Annotated in this window: 23 protein-coding genes; 10 read left to right on the top strand and 13 right to left on the bottom strand. The window is 52.9% G+C overall.

What is annotated here, in order from left to right; all coding sequences use genetic code 11:
* The first annotated feature begins 9 nt into the window (after nucleotides 1-9).
* From ACTJI9_RS08535 to ACTJI9_RS08520, 4 genes are read left to right on the top strand one after another with little or no spacing between them, the layout of a single operon-like run.
* Nucleotides 10-1113 carry a microcin C ABC transporter permease YejB gene (locus ACTJI9_RS08535; protein ID WP_337353554.1) on the top strand — a complete coding sequence of 368 codons (1104 nt, stop codon included), beginning with the start codon at nucleotides 10-12 and terminating at the stop codon, nucleotides 1111-1113.
* Nucleotides 1113-2249, top strand: a complete 1137-nt coding sequence (locus tag ACTJI9_RS08530; RefSeq protein WP_307282462.1) for an ABC transporter permease — start codon at nucleotides 1113-1115, stop codon at nucleotides 2247-2249. Before ACTJI9_RS08535 ends, ACTJI9_RS08530 begins: the two co-directional genes overlap by 1 nt.
* Nucleotides 2246-3877, top strand: a complete 1632-nt coding sequence (locus tag ACTJI9_RS08525) for an ABC transporter ATP-binding protein (protein WP_440807241.1) — start codon at nucleotides 2246-2248, stop codon at nucleotides 3875-3877. Before ACTJI9_RS08530 ends, ACTJI9_RS08525 begins: the two co-directional genes overlap by 4 nt.
* Nucleotides 3874-4833 (top strand): 2-hydroxyacid dehydrogenase, encoded by a 960-nt coding sequence (locus tag ACTJI9_RS08520; RefSeq protein WP_440807239.1) that lies wholly within the window; start codon nucleotides 3874-3876, stop codon nucleotides 4831-4833. Before ACTJI9_RS08525 ends, ACTJI9_RS08520 begins: the two co-directional genes overlap by 4 nt.
* A 179-nt stretch (nucleotides 4834-5012) precedes the next feature.
* Here the strand turns inward: ACTJI9_RS08520 and ACTJI9_RS08515 are convergent, their stop codons facing one another.
* The 3 genes from ACTJI9_RS08515 to ACTJI9_RS08505 form a co-directional block, all read right to left on the bottom strand.
* On the bottom strand, nucleotides 5013-5882 hold the full coding sequence (locus tag ACTJI9_RS08515) for a C40 family peptidase (RefSeq protein WP_440807237.1): 870 nt from the start codon (nucleotides 5880-5882) through the stop codon (nucleotides 5013-5015).
* A complete protein-coding gene (locus ACTJI9_RS08510) occupies nucleotides 5879-6226 on the bottom strand; it encodes a MarR family transcriptional regulator (RefSeq protein ID WP_115051373.1) in 348 nt (115 codons plus the stop codon). Before ACTJI9_RS08510 ends, ACTJI9_RS08515 begins: the two co-directional genes overlap by 4 nt.
* A gap of 66 nt (nucleotides 6227-6292) precedes the next feature.
* On the bottom strand, nucleotides 6293-7663 hold the full coding sequence (locus ACTJI9_RS08505) for a leucyl aminopeptidase family protein (protein ID WP_440807234.1): 1371 nt from the start codon (nucleotides 7661-7663) through the stop codon (nucleotides 6293-6295).
* 123 nt (nucleotides 7664-7786) lie between these two features.
* Between ACTJI9_RS08505 and ACTJI9_RS08500 the strand changes: the two genes are divergently transcribed.
* Nucleotides 7787-8620 carry a tetratricopeptide repeat protein gene (locus ACTJI9_RS08500; protein WP_440807232.1) on the top strand — a complete coding sequence of 278 codons (834 nt, stop codon included), beginning with the start codon at nucleotides 7787-7789 and terminating at the stop codon, nucleotides 8618-8620.
* A 42-nt stretch (nucleotides 8621-8662) separates the two neighbouring features.
* On the opposite strand, the gene ACTJI9_RS08495 is transcribed toward ACTJI9_RS08500, so the two are convergent.
* The 9 genes from ACTJI9_RS08495 to ACTJI9_RS08455 form a co-directional block, all read right to left on the bottom strand.
* Nucleotides 8663-9688, bottom strand: a complete 1026-nt coding sequence (locus tag ACTJI9_RS08495) for a type II secretion system F family protein (protein WP_336440657.1) — start codon at nucleotides 9686-9688, stop codon at nucleotides 8663-8665.
* 15 nt (nucleotides 9689-9703) lie between these two features.
* The gene (locus ACTJI9_RS08490) at nucleotides 9704-10717 is read right to left on the bottom strand and encodes a type II secretion system F family protein (protein ID WP_440807229.1); all 1014 of its coding nucleotides are present in this window, start codon (nucleotides 10715-10717) and stop codon (nucleotides 9704-9706) included.
* A gap of 27 nt (nucleotides 10718-10744) precedes the next feature.
* Nucleotides 10745-12190 carry a CpaF family protein gene (locus ACTJI9_RS08485; RefSeq protein ID WP_307282447.1) on the bottom strand — a complete coding sequence of 482 codons (1446 nt, stop codon included), beginning with the start codon at nucleotides 12188-12190 and terminating at the stop codon, nucleotides 10745-10747.
* 23 nt (nucleotides 12191-12213) lie between these two features.
* Nucleotides 12214-13497, bottom strand: a complete 1284-nt coding sequence (locus ACTJI9_RS08480) for an AAA family ATPase (RefSeq protein WP_115051379.1) — start codon at nucleotides 13495-13497, stop codon at nucleotides 12214-12216.
* 20 nt (nucleotides 13498-13517) lie between these two features.
* The gene (locus tag ACTJI9_RS08475) at nucleotides 13518-14195 is read right to left on the bottom strand and encodes a CpaD family pilus assembly protein (RefSeq protein WP_337353548.1); all 678 of its coding nucleotides are present in this window, start codon (nucleotides 14193-14195) and stop codon (nucleotides 13518-13520) included.
* A 14-nt stretch (nucleotides 14196-14209) separates the two neighbouring features.
* On the bottom strand, nucleotides 14210-15769 hold the full coding sequence (locus tag ACTJI9_RS08470; protein ID WP_440807226.1) for a type II and III secretion system protein family protein: 1560 nt from the start codon (nucleotides 15767-15769) through the stop codon (nucleotides 14210-14212).
* A 1-nt stretch (nucleotide 15770) separates the two neighbouring features.
* Nucleotides 15771-16568, bottom strand: coding sequence for a Flp pilus assembly protein CpaB (cpaB, locus tag ACTJI9_RS08465; protein ID WP_115051381.1), 798 nt, complete (start codon nucleotides 16566-16568; stop codon nucleotides 15771-15773).
* Nucleotides 16569-16771: 203 nt separating this feature from the next.
* The gene (locus tag ACTJI9_RS08460; protein ID WP_307282438.1) at nucleotides 16772-17296 is read right to left on the bottom strand and encodes an A24 family peptidase; all 525 of its coding nucleotides are present in this window, start codon (nucleotides 17294-17296) and stop codon (nucleotides 16772-16774) included.
* A 3-nt stretch (nucleotides 17297-17299) separates the two neighbouring features.
* On the bottom strand, nucleotides 17300-17500 hold the full coding sequence (locus ACTJI9_RS08455) for a Flp family type IVb pilin (RefSeq protein ID WP_440807223.1): 201 nt from the start codon (nucleotides 17498-17500) through the stop codon (nucleotides 17300-17302).
* A 223-nt stretch (nucleotides 17501-17723) separates the two neighbouring features.
* Here ACTJI9_RS08455 and ACTJI9_RS08450 point away from each other — a divergent pair, with 223 nt between their 5' ends.
* The 5 genes from ACTJI9_RS08450 (at nucleotide 17724) to ACTJI9_RS08430 (ending at nucleotide 21843) form a co-directional block, all read left to right on the top strand.
* Nucleotides 17724-18158: a pilus assembly protein N-terminal domain-containing protein gene (locus tag ACTJI9_RS08450; RefSeq protein WP_115051384.1), complete on the top strand. Its 435-nt coding sequence runs from the start codon at nucleotides 17724-17726 to the stop codon at nucleotides 18156-18158.
* A gap of 160 nt (nucleotides 18159-18318) precedes the next feature.
* The gene (locus ACTJI9_RS08445; RefSeq protein WP_307282434.1) at nucleotides 18319-18864 is read left to right on the top strand and encodes a TadE/TadG family type IV pilus assembly protein; all 546 of its coding nucleotides are present in this window, start codon (nucleotides 18319-18321) and stop codon (nucleotides 18862-18864) included.
* Between the two features lie 13 nt (nucleotides 18865-18877).
* A complete protein-coding gene (locus tag ACTJI9_RS08440; RefSeq protein ID WP_440807219.1) occupies nucleotides 18878-19471 on the top strand; it encodes a TadE/TadG family type IV pilus assembly protein in 594 nt (197 codons plus the stop codon).
* Nucleotides 19472-20377: 906 nt separating this feature from the next.
* Nucleotides 20378-21244, top strand: a complete 867-nt coding sequence (locus ACTJI9_RS08435) for a sensor histidine kinase (protein ID WP_440807705.1) — start codon at nucleotides 20378-20380, stop codon at nucleotides 21242-21244.
* A complete protein-coding gene (locus ACTJI9_RS08430) occupies nucleotides 21241-21843 on the top strand; it encodes a response regulator transcription factor (protein WP_440807217.1) in 603 nt (200 codons plus the stop codon). The genes ACTJI9_RS08435 and ACTJI9_RS08430 overlap by 4 nt, the downstream gene beginning before the upstream one ends.
* An 89-nt stretch (nucleotides 21844-21932) precedes the next feature.
* On the opposite strand, the gene ACTJI9_RS08425 is transcribed toward ACTJI9_RS08430, so the two are convergent.
* Complete coding sequence (locus tag ACTJI9_RS08425) at nucleotides 21933-23861, bottom strand: autotransporter domain-containing protein (protein WP_440807214.1); 1929 nt, start codon at nucleotides 23859-23861, stop codon at nucleotides 21933-21935.
* Between the last annotated feature and the right edge of the window lie 634 nt (nucleotides 23862-24495).

The raw sequence follows: 24495 nt of genomic DNA, 5'->3' as shown, positions 1-24495 counted from the left end.
GCGCCCCTGATGGGAGCCTATGTTCTGCGACGCCTTCTGCTGATGATACCGACATTGTTCGGCATTTTGCTTGTCTGCTTCGTCATCGTGCAATTCGTACCCGGTGGGCCGGTTGAGCGTATTATCAGCCAACTGACCGGACAGGGCGGCAATGCCATGGACCGCATCAGCGGTGGCGGCGGCGATATTGGCCAGGCTCAGGATCAGCTTGGGACGGGATTGGGCAACTCCAAATATCGCGGCGCACAGGGCCTCGACCCGGCCTTTATCGCCAGCCTTGAAAAGCAGTTTGGCTTGGATAAGCCTCCATTGGAGCGTTTCGGCCTTCTGGTCTGGAATTATGTCCGTTTTGATTTCGGGCGAAGCTATTTCCGCGATATCAGCGTCATTGAGTTGATAAAGGAAAAACTGCCGGTTTCCATATCGCTTGGTCTATGGACAACTCTGTTATCCTACATGATTTCAATACCCTTGGGCATTCGCAAGGCCATCAAAGACGGATCATCCTTCGATATCTGGACCAGCGGAATTATCATCATTGGCTATGCGATTCCCGGCTTCCTGTTCGGTATCATGCTCATCGTGTTTTTTGCAGGCGGCTCGTTCTTTGATTGGTTTCCGCTGCGCGGCTTGACCTCAAATAATTTTAGCCAGCTATCCGGATTTGAGAAGATCGTGGATTACGCCTGGCACCTTGTTCTGCCTTTGACAGCGATACTCCTGTCGGCCTTTGCCACGACCACCCTGCTGACCAAGAATTCATTTCTTGATGAGATTCGCAAACAATATGTCACGACGGCACGGGCAAAGGGCCTCTCGGAACGAAAAATTCTTTATGGCCATGTTTTCCGCAATGCCATGCTGATTGTGATCTCCGGTTTTCCAAGCGCTTTCATCTCGATTTTCTTCACCGGTCAGCTGCTTATCGAGGCGATCTTCTCTCTCGATGGCCTTGGCCTTCTTGGCTATGAGTCGATCCTCAACCGCGATTATCCCGTGGTTATAGCCACCGTGTATATTTTTGCCCTTATCGGCATTCTCATGACCCTGTTATCTGACCTGCTTTACACTTGGATTGACCCGCGCATCGACTTTGAGCGGAGGGACGTGTGATGACCGATATCGTCGGAACCGCTCCCGCCTCCGTGAAGCGACCGCGCCTTTCGCCGCTCAATGCGCGACGCTGGCAAAACTTCAAGGCAAACCGGCGCGGCTGGTGGGCGCTTTGGATTTTCCTTTTCCTGTTTGCTGTCTCGCTCTGTGCGGAACTTGTTGCCAATGACAAGCCGATCATCGTCTCCTACAAAGGCGAGATTCTCTTTCCAGTTCTGGTCGATTACCCAGAAGAAAAGTTCAACGGCTTTTATGCGGTTACGGATTACCGCGATCCGGTCATTCAGGATGAGATCAATGCCAATGGCTGGGCCATCTGGCCGCCGGTGCGCTACTCCTACAGGACAGTCAATAATGAACTGCCCGAAACGGCGCCTTCAAAGCCCTTCTGGCTCTATACACCTGAAGAGCGTTGCAATCGCTATGCGCTCGGCGTCAATGATCCCAATTGCACTTTCGGCAATATGAATATTCTCGGGACGGACGATCAGGCCCGCGATGTCTTTGCCCGGGCACTTTATGGCTTTCGCATTTCTGTGCTGTTCGGCCTTATCCTGACCGCCTGCTCCGCGGTCATTGGTGTTACTGCGGGCGCACTGCAAGGCTATTTTGGTGGCTGGGTCGATCTTATCGCCCAGCGTTTCATCGAAATCTGGTCTTCGGTACCCACGCTCTACCTCCTGCTTATCATGTCATCCATATTGCCTCCCGGCTTCTGGATTCTGCTTGGTATCCTGCTGCTGTTCTCCTGGGTGAGCTTTGTTGGTATTGTCCGTGCCGAATTTTTGCGCGCCCGTAATTTCGAATATGTGAACGCAGCGCGTGCGCTTGGCGTCCCCGACCGGACAATCATGTTCCGTCACCTTCTGCCCAATGCCATGGTGACGACACTGACCTTCCTGCCCTTCATCCTCAATGGATCAATCACCACATTGACCTCGTTGGATTTTCTCGGTTTCGGCCTGCCTCCGGGCTCGGCATCGCTTGGCGAGCTGCTCGCACAAGGCAAGAACAATCTGCAGGCTCCCTGGCTGGGCATTACCGGCTTCGCCGTGATTTCGTTGATGTTGTCACTGCTGATCTTTGTCGGTGAGGCAACACGTGACGCCTTTGATCCACGCAAGGCTTTCAAATGACCAAAGCTCCCCTCCTCTCCGTCCGCGATCTCTCCGTTGCCTTCACGCAAAACGGGCGGGAAACGCTCGCGGTTGATCATATTTCTTTCGATATTGCTGAGGGTGAGACGGTCGCTCTGGTTGGCGAATCCGGTTCGGGTAAATCCGTCTCGGCCCTTTCAGTGCTGAAGCTTCTGCCCTACCCGCCTGCTTCGCATCCTTCAGGCCAGATTCTGTTCAATGGCGAGGATTTACTCGACAAGGATGAAACTGACCTGCGCCGTGTGCGTGGCAATGACATTACGATGATCTTCCAGGAGCCGATGACCTCGCTCAATCCGCTCCACACGATTGAGAAGCAGATCGTTGAAGTTCTCAAGCTGCATCAGGGCATGCGTGATCAGGCTGCGCGCAAGCGCACTCTGGAACTGCTTGAAGAAGTGGGCATTCGCGAGCCAGAAAAGCGTCTGGACGCCTATCCGCACCAGCTTTCCGGTGGGCAGCGGCAGCGCGTCATGATTGCCATGGCTCTCGCCAACAAGCCAAAGCTTTTGATCGCCGATGAACCGACAACGGCACTTGACGTGACCGTGCAGGCGCAGATTCTCAAACTCCTTGCGGAGCTGAAATCTGCGCAAGGCATGTCGATGCTCTTCATCACCCATGATCTTGGCATTGTCCGTAAAATCGCGGATCGCGTCTGCGTCATGACAGGTGGCAAAATTGTCGAGACGGGGCCGACAAAGGAAATATTCGACAATCCTCAGCACGCCTATACCAAGCATCTGCTCGCGGCAGAGCCAAAGGGCAATCCGCCATCGGCAGATCTTTCGGCTGAACCCGTCATGCGCGGCGAGAATATGAAGGTCTGGTTCCCGATCAAACAGGGTTTTTTCCGCCGCACTGTCGATTATGTGAAAGCAGTTGACGGTATCGATGTAATCATTCGTGCTGGTCAGACATTGGGCGTCGTGGGCGAATCCGGCTCCGGAAAAACGACGCTCGGCCTTGCCCTGTCACGCATGATTTCGTCCGAAGGCGTGATCCGTTTCGGCGAAAAGGATATAAACCAGTTTTCCTTCAAGCAGATGCGTCCCTTGCGGCGCGAAATGCAGATCGTGTTTCAGGACCCGTTCGGCTCGCTATCGCCGCGCATGTCCATCGCAGAGATTATCGCAGAAGGTTTGAAGGTTCATGAGCCGAAACTTTCTGCCGATGAACGCGATGCGCGTGTCGTGACTGCCCTTAAGGAAGTGAATCTTGATCCGGAAAATCGTTTCCGTTACCCGCATGAATTCTCCGGTGGTCAGCGCCAGCGCATCGCCATTGCGCGCGCCATGGTGCTCAATCCACGTTTCGTCATGTTGGATGAACCGACATCAGCGCTCGATATGAGCGTTCAGGCGCAGGTTGTCGATCTTTTGCGTTCATTGCAGCAGAAGCACAATCTGGCCTATCTTTTCATCAGCCATGATTTGAAAGTCGTCAGGGCGCTTGCCAATGATGTTTTGGTGATGCGCAATGGCAAGGCGGTGGAATATGGACCATCGGAGGAAATCTTCGCGCGTCCGAAGACAGATTACACAAAAGCCCTGATGGCGGCAGCTTTCAGGATAGAAACGGCCGAACAGGGAGCGGTTAGCGAATGACGAGTGTGGAGAGCAATAAGATTTTGTTGGCGGTAACCGGCTGGGACCCAGAGGTCTGGCAATCGGAATTCGCAAAATCAGCACCCGCGCGCAAGCTTGTGCTGGATAGCGAGGCTGACAAAAATGATGTTCGCTATGCGCTTGTCTGGAAACAGCGCCCCGGCTCCCTGATGAATCTCCCCAAGCTGGAGGTGATTTTCTCACTGGGTGCGGGCGTGGATCATGTGTTCCATGATACGCAGATTCCAGATGTTCCTATTGTCCGGATCGTCTCGCCTGACCTTACCATGCGCATGAGCGAATATGTGGTCTGGCAGGTGCTGGACCATCACCGTCTTGGTCTTCGTTACCGCGAGCAGCAAAAGCAGCGCGTTTGGCATGAAGACCGGCGCCAGCCAGCCGCTCATGAAGTAAATGTGGGCATTCTCGGCCTTGGTGTTCTTGGACGTGACGCCGCGCAAAAGCTTCGCACGCTCGGCTTCCGCGTCAGTGGCTGGAGCCGCCGCCTGCAAACCATCGAAGGGGTTACAACCCATTATGGCAAGGATGGATTGAAGGACTTTCTCAAGGACGTGGATATTCTTGTCTGCCTGCTTCCCTTGACGCCGGACACGAAGAACATCCTGTCGATGAACATATTTGCGCAGCTGAAGCCGGAAGGTCCTCTCGGCGCACCTGTCCTTATCAATGCCGGTCGCGGCGGCCTGCAAAATGAGGCGGATATTCTGGCAGCGCTTGATCGCGGCATGCTCTCTGCCGTGACCCTCGACGTGTTCAACAAGGAACCATTGCCGAAGGACAGTCCTCTCTGGACTCATCCGCAGGTCATTGTCACACCGCATGCAGCTGCAAGTTCAAGCCCGCAAGCACTGGTGCCTGAAATCGTCGCCCAGATCGAATCCTATGAGCGCGGTGAGCCTTTAAAGAACATTGTCGATAAGGCTGCTCAATACTAAGCTTGCATAATCAATGGTGCGTGGTTCGACAGGGCTCACCATGAGGAATGTGGGCTGGTTGCAACGACAATCGCAATTTAACGCGCTATGTTCCTGCAAGGAACCACCTCCCTCATGGTGAGCTATCCTGAGCTAGTCGAAGGGCGAACCACGCAAAGTTCTATTTGCCACCAATATTCTTACAACCGCCGAACAGCTGTTGGCTTTCCATACAAATAAGCGATGCGCTCTATCGCCTCCGATAAAGGCTCTAGTGTTACGCTCATTGTATGGCCGCTTGCGTGAAGCAGCGTGGAATGGCTGGCCATGATGCCCACATGGCCTTTCCAGAATACGAAATCACCGCGCTTGAGATTCTTGTAATGTTCATCGGGCTCGATCAATTCACCGACAGATCCCTCCTGCAAGTCCGTGTCCCGCAAAGCGCCTTGACCGGTCATTAACAGAGACAGTTGCACCAAACCTGAGCAATCAATGCCAAAGCCGGAAACGCCTCCCCAAAGATAGGGCGTGTGCATAAGGCTTTCGGCCACGGCAACATGGTCCTGTGCCACTTCATCAATAGGCACGAGATGCTTGGCAATGACCGCCTCACCGCTTGGCAGCATGGCGTAAAGCGTGCCGCGACGCTCCTGCCCGCCAGTGATTGTCACGAGGGAACCCATCGATAAGGCACGGGATCGCGGATAACGCAGATCGGAGCCGACATAAACGAATGTACGGGGAGCAATGACAATATGCGTCGCTTCATCGGCGCGGCGATAAAGCGATGTATCCACCACATAACCGACATAACCATCGCGCTCGTTCTGCACCCAGCACCAGCCATTATCGTCTTCGAAAACAAGAACGTCATCGCCGTAAAGAAACTGCGTTGTCATGCCTGCATCGCCGCGCGGCTCGGAACGGACATCCACCACAGGGTCGGCGATGCGCATCGGCTTGCCTTCGACGAAGCGCTCAGCCTCGACAAGCCCGCGCAGACTTTCGTCGGCAAGATCAGGCCTATATGCATTCAGCCGTGGGTCGAGTTTCTCAGGTGACTTCAAAGCGGCAATCCTCTTGCTTTGGCGATCACAAGATCACCGAGCCTTTCAACATAGAGCGCACCTTTTACCGTTCTCTTGACGAGAACGTTGCGCTTGTCCTTTTCGTCGCGGTGACGATCAACCAAACCATAGGCCCCCATTGTGTCGAGAGCACGGGTGATGACCGGTTTTGTTACGGCCAGCTTTGCAGCCATCGCGCGGATCGTGTGCGGCGGCGGCTCCAGATAGATCGTAAGCAGGATTGCAAGCTGGCGCATGGTCAGATCATGGGCGTCATCACGCACTTCTGAAAGGGCGATTTCCTTCCACAATGTCAGCGCCTGCAAGGGCTTGAGTTCAAGCATGAACGGCTTCCGCAATCATTTCGGTTCCGTTCCATTCTACTCTGTCACATTTGCGATGCAAGCCGCTCAACTTGCTGGATAGCGTTCTTTCAAAAGACGGTAAAGCGCCCTTATGGCTTGGGCCTCTCCGCCAATGGGTGAATGCGCTTTCTCTACCGGGTTCCAGCCAAATATATCGAAATGGGCCCAAGTCTTCGTCTTGGTCACAAAGCGCTGCAGGAACAAGGCGGCCGTAATCGAGCCGGCAAACCCATCCGTGGTGACATTGTTCATGTCCGCGACACGCGAGGAAAGCTTGGCCTCGTAAGGTGTCCAAAGCGGCATGCGCCAAACCGGATCGGCAACAGCGGTTGCACTGGCAGCCACGTCCCAGGCAAAAGCATCATCGTTGGAGTAAAATGGCGGCAGGTCGGGTCCAAGCGCCACACGTGCAGCACCGGTCAACGTCGCCATGTCGATGAGAATCTCGGGCTCTTCTTCATCGGCAAGCGCCAGCGCGTCGGCCAGAACCAGCCGGCCCTCTGCATCAGTATTGCCAATTTCTACCGTCAACCCCTTGCGGCTGGTCAGCACGTCGCTCGGCCTGAAAGCATTGGCAGCTATCGAATTTTCAACAGCCGGTATTAACAGGCGCAGGCGCACCGGCAATTTCGCGTCCATGATGAGTTGCGCAAGCGCCAGTACATTGGCTGCGCCGCCCATATCCTTTTTCATCAGAAGCATGCTGCTGGCTGGTTTGATATCCAGACCGCCCGTATCGAAACAGACGCCCTTTCCTACCAGAGTTACTTTCGGCGCGTTCTTTTTTCCCCATTCCAGATCAATCAGCCGGGGTTCCTCGCTGCCAGCGCGCCCTACCGCATGGATCATAGGAAAGTTCTTCTTCAACAGGGCATCGCCCTTTACGACATTGACCGAGGCTTTATGCTCGTCGGCAACATCGCGGACTGCAGCTTCAAGCGCAACCGGCCCCATATCATTGGTTGGCGTATTGATGAGATCGCGCGCGAGGGCGACTGCCTTGGCCAAGCGCTTTACATCTGCCTTGTCCGCGCCTTCGGGCAGCGTCAGGTTGATGCTTGTCTTGTCCTTTTTGGTGTAGCGGGTGAACTTGTATCCTCCAAGAAGGAAGCTCAAAGCTGTCAAATCAGGTTCGTTAACAGCGCCTGCAATATGCCAGGCCCCTTCCGGCAAAGCCGTTGCAAGTTTCCCCGCTGCAAGTCGATTTTCGTCCTTACCCAAACCGAAGAGCGCACCAGCAATTTCGCCGTTCACGCCAGGAACCGTCAACACACGTCCAGCCTGTCCTTCAAAGCCATTTGCTTTTGCCCAGCTGAGTGTTGCGCTTTCAAGACCGGCAGCTTCCAACTCGCCTTTGCGTACAAACCATATGGGTTTGCTGTCACGCGACTTTCTCGCTGTAATTTCGGCGGCCATGGGTTTCTCCTGATCAAACTTCTGCATCCCGGATCGACGTTGTTAAGAGTCCATTAGGGTTAACAGATTATTTCTTTCATACGGGAATGAGTCGCAGACGATAAACTGCGCGTGGGGCAAATTATGACAGGTCCAGCTTTTATTCAACGTAAGCGCAGTTTCATTTTGTCAGTAGCGTTAATCGCTCTGGCGAGCGGCATATCCGGGTGTTCCACCACGGATAAAACGACGACCGGTTCCATAAGTCCGGCGGCCAACAGTTCACCCACAATGCCAGCCGGCAATTTCGACCAGATGAACCAGCAACAATTGATGCAGGCATCGACTAGTCTTGGAACACGCTATCAAAGCAATCCGAAAGATAAAGCGACTGCAATCAATTATGCCACTGTCCTTCGCATGACAAATCGGAGCGATCAGGCATTGGCTGTCATGCGCAGTCTTGCCATCGCCTATCCCAAAGATCGCGATGTTCTGGCGGCCTATGGCAAGGCACTGGCGAGCAGTGGCCAGTTTGAAGCCGCGCTGGACTCTTTGCGCCGGGCGCAAACACCGGAATATCCGGACTGGAGATTGCTATCGGCTGAAGGCGCAATCCTCGACCAGCTCGGCAAGACTGGAGAAGCGCGTGACCTCTACCGCAAGGCCTTGCAGGTCAAGCCCGATGAAGCTTCCATCCTTTCCAACATGGGGATGTCCTACGTTCTCTCGGGCGAGCTGAGTACAGCTGAAACCTATATGCGTAAGGCAGTTGGTGCACCGGGTTCGGATAGCCGTGTTCGCCAAAACCTCGCGCTTGTTGTCGGCTTGCAGGGTCGCTTCGATGAAGCCGAACAGATTGCCAGTCAGGAGCTTTCCGCCCAGCAGGCAAAAACAAATGTTCAGTATTTGCGGTCCATGCTCTCGCAGCAGAATTCATGGAACATGCTCAAGGACAAGAAGTCGCCGAAAGGCTGATCGTCTGATCTGCGACCTCCGGGTATATAGCGGCTTCCACCGCTATTTCGCTGTGGCGTGACCGAAGATGCCGCCTTGCGCGTTGATCTGGATGATTGCCGGGCCAAGAATGACGCAGAACAATACCGGCAAAAGAAACACGATCATGGGCACCGTAAGCTTCGGCGGCAATGCGGCTGCCTTCTTTTCCGCAGCCATCAATCGCATTTCGCGGCTTTCATCTGAAAGCACCCGCAGCGCTCCACCAATCGATGTGCCATAGCGTTCAGATTGTGTCAGCGCCTGCACCACCGATTTGACCGTTTCCAGCCCGGTACGCAGGGCCAGGTTTTCATAGGCCTGACGACGCTCAGACAGAAATGATAGCTCCGCATTGGTCAGAACAAGTTCCTCGGCAAGCTCAGCAGATTGGACGCCAATCTCCTCCGATACTTTTTTGAATGCCGCCTCAATCGACATACCGGATTCGACGCAGATTAACAGAAGATCAAGCGCATCCGGCCATGCGGCCTGTATCGCTGTCTGACGTTTGGTTCCGGCATTCTTCACGTAGAGATTGGGCAAATAGAAGCCGACATAGGCCCCGGCGAAACATGCGGCCATCCGGACAAATGTGTTCTGATGGGCAAGCCCCCCCATCGCGAATATCCAGAATGCAGCAATTCCGAGCGTCAGGAAAGGCAAGCCAAAACGGGCCGCGAGAAAAATGTTGAGAGCATTTTGCCCGCGAAAGCCAGCAATCCGCAGTGCCCCTGCGGTTTTCTCATCCGCCAGGGCACGTTGAAGATCAAGTCGTTCCACGAATTGGCGAATGCCTTCCCGCTCAACCCGGCGTAGAGAATTCGAAGAGCTTTTCCGCTTGCTATCGCTTTCTGTCGCCAATCGCGCTCGTTCGCGCGTGCGGATCTGATCCCGTTCCAGTGCAACGGACTTCATTCTCGATTTTAGCGTGGAGCCAGAAAACACCGGCATGAGCAGCGTCACGATTGTCCCGAAAATGGACACTGCCACCAAAACAGCAAAAATGAAGGCTGGATCGTGAATGGCTTTGGTGAAGGTGTTGATCATGGCATACCCACGCTACTAGAATTTGAAGTTGATCATCTTTTTCATGATCATGATGCCAATCGACATCCACGTCCCTGCACATGCCAGAACGAAATTCCCGCTGGAAGTTGTGAAAAGGATCATGATGTAATCGGGGCTTGTCAGATAGACCAGCGCGGCGACAACAAAGGGCAATGCGCCAATAATATAAGCAGAGGCTTTCGCTTCCATTGAAAGCGCCTGTACCTTGGCCGCCATCTTCTTGCGATCGCGCAAAACCCGCGAAAGATTGCCCAGCGCTTCTGAAAGATTGCCACCGGCCTGTGATTGTATCTGGATAACGATGCCGAAGAAGCTTGCTTCCGAACAGGGCATATATTCTAACATGCGCATAGCGGCATCCGGGATGCTTATCCCCACCTGCTGCTGGTCGACGATGCGCCGGAATTCGGTTTTCACCGGCTCGTGCGCCTCCTGCGCAATAAGCCGGATACCGTCATTCAAGGGTAGGCCCGAACGAATGGCCCGGACAATAACGTCGATGGCGTTCGGAAATTCATGCAAGAATGCCTTGATCCGCCGGCCACGACGAAAATAGACATACCAGCGTGGCAAGCCCACTGTTCCGGCAATGAAAAGCCCGGGCAGCAGATAAAGCGGCGAGCCAAAGAACAGCCCCAGCACCGCAACGACGAGTCCGGCTATCGCTGAATAAAGATAGAAACGCGATGGAGACACGCGCATGCCCGCCTGCTGAATAAGCATTTTAAGCGGAGGTGACTTGATATTCTTGTCGCGCAATTTCTGGCGCTGCTCGATATCTTTCAGCGTATCTTGAACTGACTTGCGACGCTTGTTCGCCTCGGCCTGCTTGTCACGTATGGCGAACTTGCCAAAAGACTCGGCATTGGCCAATTTGATCGTGCTGAGACGTTCCTCGGTTTTCTTCTGACGCGCCATCGAGTCAAAGAGGAAGACATAGGCCAAGGCAGCAAAAGTGAATGCCACCAGACCGATGAAGGCCAGCTGTGTCAGATCAAGCCCGGCCATTCGACTGTCCTTCGATACGGGCTAAGCTCATAGCTTGGCCTTTTCCATGGAGTCGAGTGCGTTGGCGAGCCGCCTGTCTTCATTGTAATACCGCGCCCTCTCCCACATATGCGGCCGGCTGATCCCCGTAGAGACATGATGTCCGGTAAGCTTGCCATTGGCGTCCTCGCCGGTAATCTCATAGGTCAGAAGATCCTGCGTAATGATCACGTCGCCTTCCATGCCTATGACCTCGGTCACATGGGTAATCCGCCGTGAACCGTCGCGCAGGCGAGCCGCCTGAATAATGATGTCGACCGAACCGACGATGATTTCGCGCACTGTTCGCTGCGGCAACGCAAAACCACCCATGGCGATCATCGACTCGATACGGCTCAGACACTCGCGTGGACTATTGGAGTGGATCGTACCCATGGAGCCGTCATGGCCGGTATTCATGGCAGACAAGAGGTCGAAAACTTCAGGCCCGCGTACTTCGCCGACAATGATCCGTTCGGGGCGCATGCGCAGGCAGTTTTTAACGAGGTCTCGCATGGTAATTTCGCCTTCGCCTTCGAGGTTAGCGGGGCGTGTTTCGAGGCGTACCACATGCGGCTGCTGTAATTGCAATTCAGCTGAATCTTCGCAGGTGATGATGCGCTCATCCTTGTCGATGTAATTGGTCAGGCAATTCAACAGCGTGGTCTTGCCGGAACCCGTGCCGCCGGAAATCACGATATTGCAGCGGACACGTCCGATAATTTGGAGAAGCTCGGCTCCTGCCGGAGAAATAGCTCCAAACCGCACGAGTTGATCCAGCGTCAGCTTGTCCTTTTTAAATTTGCGGATTGTCAGAACAGGGCCATCAATGGCCAGTGGCGGAGCAATCACATTGACGCGCGAACCATCCGGCAGACGCGCGTCGCATATCGGGCTGGATTCATCGACACGCCGCCCCACCTGGCTGACAATGCGCTGGCAAATATTCAAAAGTTGCTGATTGTCACGGAACCGGACACCAGATTCCTCAACCTTCCCGAGAATTTCGATATAGGTCTTGCGAGCACCATTGACCATGATGTCGGAAATCTCATCGCGAGCCAGCAATGGCTCCAGCGGACCGTATCCCAGCACATCGTTGCAGATATCGTCGAGCAGTTCCTCCTGCTCCGAGATCGACATGGCAAAATTCTTGATTGCAATAATGTCATTGACGATATCGCGGATTTCTTCGCGCGCCACTTGCGGATCGAGCTTCGATAATTGTGCCAGATCAATCGCATCGATAAGAGCGGTAAAAACCTGCGACTTTGTATCGTAATAGGCCTCGTTTCTCTCGCGCACCGGCATGGCGATCTTCGGCACCTCTATCGGTGAGCGTTTGGGCTCCAAAATATCGCGCGGCAGCCGTCCCGCCTCCGGCTTGATTGACGCGAGGGGTGGTGTTGGAGCTCTGAACTCACTTGGCTGGGCATTACCGCGTTTACCGAACATGATGTCGCTTTACCTGCTCACAACTATTTCTTGCGTTTTAACTTCGAGAACACCGACCCCAAACCGGCCTTCTTCCGCGGACTGACCTTTTGCCGTCCTGTCAGAATATGGGCGATCTCATTGATGCTCTGGACCACTGGATTTGCTGGCTCCGTTTCACCCAGCATGCGTCCATTGTTGGAAGCCTGACCGAACAGGCCGGGGTCAAAAGCGATTGTCGCGATGGCCTTGAGTCCAAGCGGGCTGCAAAAATCAGTGGGAGCTATCTCCGGGCGTTTTGGAATACCCACCTGATTAAGAACAAGCTGCGGCGGCGTATCGTTCGGACGCAATTGCTTTAAAGCGTCGATGAGATTTTTCGTGTTGCGCAGATTGGCAAGTTCCGGCGATGCGACAATAACCACCTCATCTGCGCGGGCCAGCGTCGTGCGTGTCCAGCCGTTCCATGTATGCGGAACATCAAGTATGACATGTGGAACCGAACGCTGCGCTATGTCGATCAGATGCGCAAATGAGTCATCGCGAAAATCGAACACGCGTTCCAGACTGGATGGAGCTGCCAGGAGCGAAAGATTTTCGGCACATTGTGCCAGCAACCGATCAAGGTAAACGTCGTCGATGCGTTCGGGGGAAAACACCGCTTCCGCGATACCCTGAGCCGGATCCTGATCGAAGTTTATATTCGCCGTGCCATAGGGTAAATCCATATCGGCAATCACGACTTCGCTTTTGAATAGCGAGGAAATGGCCCAGCCAACATTATGAGCAATGGTCGAAGCGCCGACGCCGCCTTTTGCACCGATGAAGGCAATCGAACTACCCAGCGGCTTCAGGCCCGGATCGCTGTACAAACCGCCAATGACGCCGATAATATCCGATAGATCGATCGGGGCGACCATATATTCCGAAATGCCGTTGCGCATCAGTTCGCGATACAGCCACACATCATTGTAGTGACCGATAATGATGACTTTGGTGCTCGGGTCGCAAACTTCTGACAGGGCAGCCAATGCCGCAAGCATTTCCTTGGGCGCCGCGCCTGTTTCCAGCAGAATGAGGTTTGGCGTCGGCACCGTTTGGAAAAGTTCAACGGCAGTTTCCAGCCCGCCCATATGAATCTGGGCATGAGTTTTCGCCATGCGGCGGTCGTCACGCGCGCGAGACATTTGCTCGGCAACCGCTTCCGTTTCGCAGAATATCTGTATCGAAATGCGCGGAATCGGCCTGTGGGCATTCAGCCGCCCTACATGAGCGACACGGTTTGCCTCTTCCAAATATGGGTCTGTGTCCAAGGCCAATTGACTCATTGTCGTTTCCACCGGTGGGATTAATAGGTTACTTCCGATTCGGGCTTGTAGACCCATGTTGGCGCTTTACGGTATCCATCAATGACGGTACCGCGCCGTTCCGCATCAATCGGCGAAGATGCCCGCGGTCCGAGCAAGTCGGCGGGATTGGCAATCTGCGCAGCAAGGTTATTTTGGCTGGCACAGCCAAAATTCGCGTAGTGTTTATTGTCTGCCGTATCCAAAATATCTTTGGGCCACTGGCCACATTGATTTGTCGAGGCAGTCATCGCCGAATAGGACAAACGCACGGGCGCAGAAGCTCCCGGGGCTTGGTATGTTTCGCTGGAAATATTGAACGGCTTCACACCACCACGCCTCAAAGTAGCGGTAATATCGTTACGCAACGCTGCCGCCGCACGCTCATTTGGCGAACCGGCAGGCGTCAGAATATGAATAACGCCGGATCCGTTGGCGTGGTAGTTGCTGATGACCCGCTCCACGATGCTGCGCTGCGTAATGGACAAGCGCTTATCTGCATGGCCGACAGGAATGTCTGCAACTTGTTCCTGTTCGGAAATGACGATGGGATGATTCGTACGATAATCGTCCGGAATGCTGCCGGTCGTATTGCTCTTTGATGCGCATCCCGCCAGCAAAGCCATGGCGAGGATAGCCAGTACAGTCTTGCAATACGAACGCTTTGCGGTGTCGAACATGATCCTGTCCTTGTTCATTTGTAGATATATCCGACATTGCCCTCGTAACGGGCATCAGGCAGTTTTGCCTCTCTGGACCCGTAGACGCGGTTAACCTGGCCGAGGAATATCCCGGCCGCATCGCTGGCCAGATTAAGATTGTCATCCGGTCTCGCCAGCGCAGTGCGCGCCACCGGGCGAACCAGATAAGGCGTGATGATGACGACCAGTTCGGTTTCGTTTCTTACAAAATCACGGCTGCGAAAAAGAGTTCCGAGGATCGGAACCTTTGCCAATCCGGGAAAGCCGGAGATTGCCTGTCGTGACTCATCCCGCATCAATCCGGCGATCATCATGGAACCGCCAGAGGGAAGTTCAACCGCCGTATCGGCAAGCCGCTTGCGGATTGAGATAAGGTTGGCGTTAGGCTCCCGGACAGAAGTTCCAACGGTGAGCGATCCTTCAACCGTAGGTTCTGAAACGGATGTCCGCACTCTCAGACTGATACGCCCGGGTGAAAGCACGACGGGCAAAAACTCGAGAGCAATGCCATATTCAATTTTTTCATGCTCGCGGGTGATCTGTCCCTTATCGTCGACTTCCTGCCCCGACAGAACATTGTACTCGCCGCCTACTTTGAACGTGGCCTTCTCTCCGGAGATGGCGGTCAATGTAGGCTCGGCCAGCGTCTTCATGACGCCTGCCAGTTCCATGGCATTCATGTAGGCCCCAATGGACGTGTTCCCGATGGAGCCGGATAGACCCAGACCTGAGCCGCTCAAGGTCTGCCCCAGTCCCGTGGCGTTTTGCGATATGGCGCCATACTCGATGCCGTTGCTTGAGCCCGAGGCAACCAGATTGACACCAAGCTGTTTCATGACGGTGCGACTGACTTCAGCCACGGTAACTTTAAGCGTCACCTGATCTTCACCGGCAATTTGAATGAGATTGACGATCTTGCTCGTCCGGCGCTCTTCGTCCTGGTCACCGACAACGACGCTCGTACCGCCATTGCCCGCACTAACCGAGGTTTGGGCATATTGGCCCGTCGTGGCTTCACCACCTGAAACCAAAAGATTGGCAAGTTCTGAAGCGCGTTTGGCATCCAGCGGGGTCTGCACCGTCCCCGTTAGAATGACATTGTCATTCATCAACTCGACCTTGATATCGGAATCCGGAATGTACTTTTTCAGACTGCCTTCCAGACCGGCCACGTCGCGTTCAATCACCAGATCGAAGCTGGCGAGCTGCTCGCCATTGGGGCCGAAAACGAAAACATTCGTTTGACCGACCTGTTTGCCAAACAGATAGATCCGCCTTGCTGTGCGGGTAACCGCATCTGCAACACCCGGATTGGCAACCAGAATGTCATAGGCATCGGCTGGAAGATCGACAACCAGCGACTTGTTGAGGCCAAGATTGATGCGTTTGGCCTCGCCATGCCCCTGATTCAGTCGAACGACATTACTCTGTGCTGTTGCTGGGCTATGCACAGCTATTGACGCGAGCAAACAGCCCATGGCCGCTGCTGCAAATTTTGCTGCTATCGAACTCGTATACTCGCGTGAGAAAACCTTGCCTGGCTTGTTTGCCATGTTATTTGCGCCCCAGAATTTCGGTGACTGTACCGGACTTGATGAGTTTGACATTGCCGGCACGGCCGGGAGAATTGACAAGATATCCAGCTCCAGGACCGGTTGCTTCCTGCGCATCCTGAATAGAACGCAGCACCAGCGCGAGGCGCGTTGCCATCTGTTGCGAGACAGTCAGGATTTCCGCCTGCTCCGGCGTCAATTCAAGCGTCGCCGTTGAGCCGACTTTTGTTTTTTCACCCGATTCATCTTCCTGAATGGTCTGGTCGATCGCCAGCACACGGATGTTGCTTAGAATTGTTTCCGTAACATATTGCTTCTGCTCGCCTTCCATCTGGCGGATCATGATGACGTCGACATAATCATTGGGGAGAATGAACCCGCCTGCCGAAGTATCTGCCGCAATTTGCGTCGCTACTGCGCGCATGCCAGCTGGAAGCTGGGCTGACATGAAGCTTTGACCTTTACCGATCAGTTTGGCTTCGCGAATTGGTTCTCCTGGAAATATCTGAAGACGAACGGTGGAACCTTTCAGCTCCTCTTCGGCGCTAGGGCGTTCCGAGCGGGTGATGTACCCTTCCGCAAGAGCTGAAACAGGCCAGGCCTGCCACCGCATCTGGTCCTGCATTTCAGCTCCGACACCGAGACTTTCCGTGGCGACCAAGATATCCTGAAGTTCCAGCTGTGGCTTCTCTGCGGGCTGAACGACGGTCGCTTGCGGCTTCATGTTCATGGCCAGATATCCGGCCGCACCCGCAGCAGCCACTGCCACGATCAGGATGACCAGTCGTGCTTTTTGCATTTATGCGCCCCGTTAGACTTTTGTCTTGATACTAAGGTCGCAGAATGCCCGCCATTCGTGTATTTATGGTTAATAAAACGCTTATAAGTATGATTAATGTCGCTTAACGTCTTAATTTTTCGCGCGATTATGCGGGTATTACTTTTACGCCAAGAAGATCAAAGCATAAGTCTTGAAGGCCGATAGAGAAAACCTGCTCTGGGTCAGGAGTGCGCTAGTTGCTGCACGACCCAGGAGCCAAGCGGCGATGCGGGAAAACTCAGCAGTCCAGCGAGACCCAATGCAACACCGTATGGAACGCCTTCTTCTTTCTGGGCAAGGCGTCGCATAAAAGCAAAGCGTGCGGCGAATACAATAATGGTCTGTGAGTTGCGATAGCTCAGGATTGCGAGTGTAAGAACCCCGCCCAATAGCGAAAGCGTCAGCAGATAGCTGACGAGTTCAAGATTCCATCCGAGCCATATCGCAGTTGCGGACATGAGCTTTGCGTCACCACCGCCCATGGTGCCGGTCGCGAAGAGCCCGAAGGTTGCCGCCAGCACCGCGGCTCCGGCAACGAAATGCATGGCATAGGCATCCCAACCCATGCCCGTTAAAGGCGCAAGGATAACGAACGATACAAGCAGTATAATTGACACGCGATTCTGAATTGTCATGGAGAGCAAGTCGGAGATGGCAGCAAAAACCATGGCAAAGGGGAAAATGATAAGGATTGCAGCTTCAATCATCTTTCATTTCCCCGTAGAGGCGGTGACTTCCATCGCAACATCGGTGAAAAGCGTGTTTACGGCCCTGCCCATGGAATTCGCACCAGCTAGAATACCTATGCTGACGATGGAGGCGATGAGCGTATACTCAATGACCGTTGTGCCTGAATCTTCCTTGAAAAGCTTGGCCAGTATGGCAGGAAAGCGATTAACGCCGCGCTTCATCTTCAGCCTCACATCTTCTTGGATATTGTCTGGTCCAAAAATATCGTTTCGGCATTGCAATCAGTTTAAGAAACAGACTTAGGAAATAGTAAATTCCGCTCAACAACGTTTATTGCTGCGCTGATACCCGCGATATTATGCTTAATATTTCATTGCAGATTTAAATCTTCCTTCATGAATACTATCCATTCTATAGCCGACAGTTTCGGGTGAAGGGCTTCCCATGTTTTATACTAAATTCCAGCCAATACAAATATATGGAATGGCATTGCTCGCAGCCTTGCTCGGTCCACTGCCTGTCGCACAGGCCGATACCGGTATTCACGTCGTTATGAATCAAGCGCGTATCCTCAAGCTTGCTCGCCCGGCTGACACGGTTGTGGTCGGCGACCCCGCGATTGCAGATGCTGTTGTGAAGGATGCCCGCACTGTCGTCCTTACGGGCAAAGGCTTCGGAATCACCAATATTGTTATTCTTGACGCCGAGGGCGGGGCCATCGTCGACGACGAGATCATGGTCAGCCGTAGCGTCGTCAATACGACGCGCGTATATCGCCGCGCCAATGTACAAACTCTTTCCTGCACCCCCTATTGCGAAACAGCGCAAAAGACCGACGCCGAAAAAGAGTCTGACCGCACAATCGGCACGAGCGAGTAAAGCATTCGCGAGACCTAGTTTAATCGGAAACACCCTCACCCCTCTACACTTCAAGGTTGAGAAATAGTGAATCCTCCGCTTGCAATTTACGGGGTTCCCGGAACCGGTTTCTAACGATTGGCATGTTAATTCTCCCCCGAAATAAAGTGCGGGGAAATGCATGTCGCCCATAAAAAGAAAAACACCCCATAGGCAGGGTTTACTGACGCGGTTTTGGGGCAACCGGCGCGGCACCGTTGCAATTGAATTTGGAATGATCGCGTTGCCGTTCTTCTTCATGATCTTTTCGATTATGGAAGTGGGCGTCGGCTTTACCGCGCAACAGGCCATGGCCAATTCTACCGATATTGTGGCTCGCCAAGTTCTCACCGGGCAATTGCGTCCTGCCGACCTGACGATGACTTCCCTCAAGGCGAAGATTTGCGCTGGATTGCTCATGCCCGAAAAAGATTGCCCAAATCTGGTGGTTGATCTTCGGTCCTATGCAAACTTTGCAGCCATACCCAAAACCTTGCCCATAACATCAACTGGCGACGTGAACAGTACGGGGTTTGTCAGCACGCCGGGCGGGGCCGGTACGATCAATCATTTGCGGGTGTTTTACCGTTATCCCGTCGTGACGGATTTCCTGACACGGCGGATCACTGGAACAACACGTATTCTCCTTTTCTCAAGTGCGACGTGGCGAAATGAATCCTATTTATAAAATGAGTTCGGCCATGGGACGCCTCTTTCGCTTCGGCAAGCGGTTTTGTATTGACCAGCGCGGTGTTGCGGCGATGGAATTTGCGCTCATCGCCCCCGTACTAATCCTGATGTACATGGGCAGCGTGGAGACAATCACAGGCGTGGATGTCGACCGCAAATTAAATCGTGCAGCAACGATGATGTCTGCTTTGCTTACTCAGGAAAAGGGCACGATCACCAAGGCGAAAATTAGCGATATCATGAATATCGGGACAGCCACGCTGCTACCCTATACACGCGATACGCCAAAGATAACCGTTACCTCCATCAATGTTTCTGACGCAGGTGTAGCCACCGTCGAGTGGTCGCGTCGAAAAGTAAACGGAATTGAGACGCGGCCCTTTACCAAGGGAACAGTGGTTACGCTCGATTCCAATCTGCTTATCAAGAAAACATCCGTGATACGGGTGGATATGAGCATCGCCTATGTCCCCATGATCGCATGGACCATAACTGGTGCGGTCGAAAAGGCAGATGGCAGTGCCGCTGTCGGTATTGGGCTTTCCGATCAATCGTTCGGACGCGTCAGAATTGGTCAATCGTCAACCACATGCTCGGATTGCTGATCTTATCCAGCTTGCGGGAAACCCTCATTTTATTCGCGATCGCCTGAAACTCAGAAATTCAGCGGTGCGGCACCAGCATTTCAACCGCTCGGCGCTGTTATCTGGCGCGAGACTTGTTATTGTAGATTTTTTTAATGACGTTTTGATTTTGCTTTATGAGATTTCATGAACCCCAGACGTTTTCTAATTCTTGTAGTAACGGTGTGGCTTGCTGCTCAAATCGGCAACATTCTTATATCGGGATTTATTGCCTGGAGCTCCATATCGGACGAGTTCCTTGAGCAAAACCAAAAGATCGCGGAATTGGTTTCCAATCGATTAGCCCATCATGAAGCGATCATGGGATCGCTCAAAGCTTTGACGAGAGGCACGTCCGACAAGATTTTCCAACGGCTCACGTCAAACGTCTTCAAAAATTACCCAAGAATTCAAAGCGTCAAAATCTACCGGTTCGATTCCCGTTCCTATAGTGCAAAGCCTGAATTGCTCTATGAGGCTCCCAGCAAAAGCCCGGCATTTCCGATGTCGGTTTTGAATGCCTTGCCCAGACAAGAGACAAACGAAGTGCGCGTCTATGATGCGCCGGCAATCCCCAATCATTATCTTTCGACGATGGTTTCGAATAACCGGCAAGGCCTCATCGCAGTGGTTTTGCTAATCGACTCAACAAAACTTTTCGATTTGCCCCCGGCATCATATCCTCCGGAAATTAATCTCACCCTGAATGACGTGCTTGTTTTTGGCAGTACAGACCATGACAATGGACGCCACGATCATGAGAAGGATATTTCATCCATTCTCAAGAATGCTCTATATGCGGATCTTGATTGGGATCGGTCCGGCTATCGTTTCAAGATCCATGCACATCGCCCCATTGAGTTTGGTGAATTGGTCACTTTGCCTGAAGTGATACGCTTCGCCTTATTGTCGCTGGCCGCCATTTTGGGCGTCTCTTATGGGCGGTATCAGACCTTGGTTTCCCGGCAATCAAAACAAGCTGAGGAAAAAGCAATCAAACGCTCGGCAATGCTCGAACACGAAAATCTTCTCAGTCACGCCGCACGAGTCAATCAGGTGGGCGAATTGGCGTCCGGCATAATCCATGAGCTGACACAACCACTTTCGGCGCTCCTAAGCCAAAGCCAGGCCGGCATCATGATTATGGAAAAGCTTCAGATCACCGATGATTTATTAAATCGGGCTTTGAGCGCCAATATTATTGAAGCCAAGCGAGCCGGTGAGATCATGGATCGCATCAGAGATTACATTGTAAAAAAGCCCGTTATTTATGAAGAGCTAGACCTCAATATTGTCGTCAGCAACACCGTCAACCTCTTGCAGGGTGAACTGGATAAACAGAACGTGGTACTTGAATTGCAGCTGTTGCAACCGTCCCCCCGGTCGAATTTCAGTGCCATAGAGCTTGAGCAGGTGATTCATAACCTCATTCGTAACGCGACGGATGCATTGGGAACCACAACTCAGCTCGCGAAAAAAATCATAATAAAAACAGACATGGTGGGTCCGATGAATATCATCCGTATCTCTGACAATGGACCCGGAATAAAGGAGCATGTCCTTTCAAAAATCTTCGAGCCTTTCTTCACCACGAAAACAAATGGCATGGGCCTTGGTTTGTCCCTTTGTTCGAAATTGCTCGAGCGGGTGGGAGGCACCCTTCACGCAGCAAGTGCAGATGGCGCGGTTTTTACAATAGCTCTGCCGAAGCTGGTCGGCTTGATCGATGCTGGTGCTGATCCGGCTGCCACATGACGAAACATTATCCTGTTTATTTGGTCGATGATGATGCAGCCGTTCGCAATGGGCTGTGCATTCTCTTTGAGGCCCATGACAGAAAAACCCTGGCATATGAAGACCCTGTTGGTTTTCTTCGCTCTATTCCCAGTGCAAAACCCGGCTGTTTAATTCTTGATTTGCAGATGCCTCATCTGACCGGATTGGAGCTGCAAGCCGAACTCCTGCAGCGTGGATTTCGATGGCCCATTATCATGATTACCGGGCACGGAGATGTGCATCATTGTCGGGTTGCGTTTAAATCCGGCGTGATTGACTTTCTCTCGAAACCCATCGATTCTGGCCTGCTTTTTGAAGCGCTCCAAAAAGCCGATCAAGTGCTTGAAGCGCTGGTTGAGGTGGAAACAGCACGCGCAATTCTTGCAACATTGACACCGCGCGAAGATGAGATTGTCAGGCTCATTTGCCGTGGGTGGGGATCGCGGGAAATCTCCGTAGCACTGGATATTTCCCTGCGAACTGTGGATGCGCATCGTGTCCATATTTGCGAGAAACTGGGGACCAGATCTCCCGCCGAATTTGCTCAAATCATCATGACAGCCGATAGGCAGTCCTAGCGCAAGTTTTGCCGATCACCCGGCTGGCGGCCGGGATGCGAAGTGCAGTCCAAACTCACCACCAGGCGGATTCGGACTGTATAGACTACTCAAAACCTGAGCGACAAATTTGCCTTGGCCGCATTATCGCGGCTTTGTTGTGAAAATTGCCCGGTATATTTGATGCCAAGACGGGTATTTTTACCAATGTCGATATCAATTCCAGCTTCAACATTGAGCGCGTCCTTTGCAATCGGCAAGCCTTGGATGGCGAAATTTCCGCCGCCTGCAAAGGCATGCTGCCCCGTCACTGTCACGTCTCCCATTGCATGATTCCATCCGACCATGCCGTGAGCGGTCAGCGTGGTCTTCTCGCTTAACTGGAAGTGATGCGAAGCTCTCAGACCCAGCGTTGTCGTTGTAACATTATAATTTCCTGACCGCCCGGATAGAGCTGTACGCCCACCCTCTTCCCCAAAGCCGTCACTCTTCAAATACACATGGCTGATCCCTGCAAAGGGCTCAATCACCCCATAGGACGTGTTGATCGCATAGCTGATTTCACCAAAGCCTTGCACAGTTGTCGCTCCATAGATGGCATGGTTGCCGTCCACTGTTGCAAGCCATTCTGCTTGCCGATCGGTGCTGATGTCGTGACGTCCGAGATTGACGCCAAAACGTAATCCTAGCGGATTGCCTGCAATATCCCACTCCGTGCCGCCATAGGCTCCCATGTGATAGCTGTTCACGGAGGCGACCCCATTGCGCGTCGACAGAGACGTCGTGCTATACCCCGCCAGAAGTCCGAAACGCCATGTGTCTGAAACTGCACCGTCAAGGCCGGTCACGATACCGCGGACAGTGCGACTGTAACCGTCCGCATTGCCATTTTCTGCCGCATTGGCCCGGGAACCATAGGTCTGCCCCCATACAGCCAGGCGCGTATTCATTGCGGCATCGCGCTCCATGATTGCCTTGAATGCTACGTCCGAACTTTGCGGCTTGCTTTCAGTGCCATAGGCGAGTGGCTGCTTCAAAGCGGCGTTATCTCCAAAGGCGTCACGTAATCGGCTCGCAGCTATATTCGAGATGAAACGGCTGTCCTGTATAAGCACACCGGCGAGTGTTGCATGGATTTCACCACTCAACAGATCATAATCGGGGGTCGAGTTTCTTGATGATCTGAGTAGATCCGTGAACAGATCATTGCCAAGGCCCAACGACTTGATCGCTCCGCCTACGCTTTTCTGGTTTGCGCTGTTTGCGCCAATCAATTCAAAATCACGAATCTGAAGCTCAACTCGCTCAGCTTTCTTCCCGGCAATCGAATCAGCAGTCGCGGCCACCTCAGTTGGCTGAATGGCAGCCACTTGCGGAGCTGCAGGAGGAGTGTCTGCCTCCTTCGGCTCGACCGGTGGCGCGACAGTCTCCTTAGTCTCAACTAGTGGAGCAATAGTCTCCTTCGGCTCGGTCGGCGAAACAACAGCCTCCTTAGTCTCAACTGGCGGGGCAACAGTCTCTTTCGGCTCGGTCGGAGAAACAACAGCCTCCTTAGTCTCAACTGGCGGAGCAACAGTCTCCTTCGGCTCAGTCGGTGAAGCAACAGTCTCCGTTGGCTCGACCGGTGGGGCAACAGTCTCCTTAGTCTCAACTGGTGGAGCAACAGTCTCCTTCGGCTCAACCGGCGCGACAAAAGTCTCCTTAGTCTCAACCAGCGAAACAACAGTCTCTTTCAACTTGGCTTCTTCCTCAGCCCTCAACTTGGCCTCTTCATCCGCCTTCAGCTTGGCTTCTTCGGCGGCCTTCTGCTTGGCCTCTTCGTCCACTTTCGGCTCGATCGGTGGAACGATGGAGAATTCCAAGTCCACCGGATTTTCTGATTTGCTTGGCGTGGGCTCCGATATCCGTTCAAAACCAAGAACAACCTTGTTGCCGCTACAAGCGACCTTGCCCTTGACAGAGGTCATTGGCGTCACGTCCTCAAAACAGCCCTGATCCGAGATTCCATTGCCTGCGGGGGCATAAGAGTAAACTAACATGGCACCTTCTTTCAAAGGGGACAGTCCGCATCGCCTTCACCCATTCCATTCCGCCTCGCACCATAGCAACGGCTATCTGCAAGTGTTTCCAGCGAAGATGGAGCCAAGCAAATGCTCCAATTCTTTGCTTTTGCAAATTCTAACTAACACTACACGTTTGTTGGAACTGCACTTATCTCCTGTCAAAAACTCTAGATCGCCGGGCCTCCTCACGGACGCAAGATGGCAATCTTTCCTTTTGTCTTAGCATCAGATCATCCGAAAACCGGAATTCCACTTTTCAAGCGATGCTTCAGCTTGGCCAAGACCCTTCCGGGCAGAAAACGCAACCTATCTTTTACTTGGCATCGGATTTGCGAAAATCAGGATTCTATTTTGATCTGCATTATAGGCGAATGAATTGTCTGAAGCGTGAGCACTGAGTAAATCAACGTCTGTATATTGACATACTCCACAAATATATACCGCACTCACCATCAACTCTATCCGTACGGATACCTATTTTATGAAAATCATCAAGTTTTAATAGAATTTAATCTGGGACTTCTTGACAAATTCTTACCATATTTGTGACAAATTGTTAAATTTTTATCATTTCCAACTTATTATTGCACTTTTAATACTTAATAATTTG

Source organism: Phyllobacterium sp. 22552 (assembly GCF_052044585.1).
Taxonomy (GTDB): Bacteria; Pseudomonadota; Alphaproteobacteria; order Rhizobiales; family Rhizobiaceae; genus Phyllobacterium; species Phyllobacterium ifriqiyense.
The sequence above is the reverse complement of the archived record's forward strand: the minus strand, read 5'-3'. Positions and strand labels throughout refer to the sequence as shown.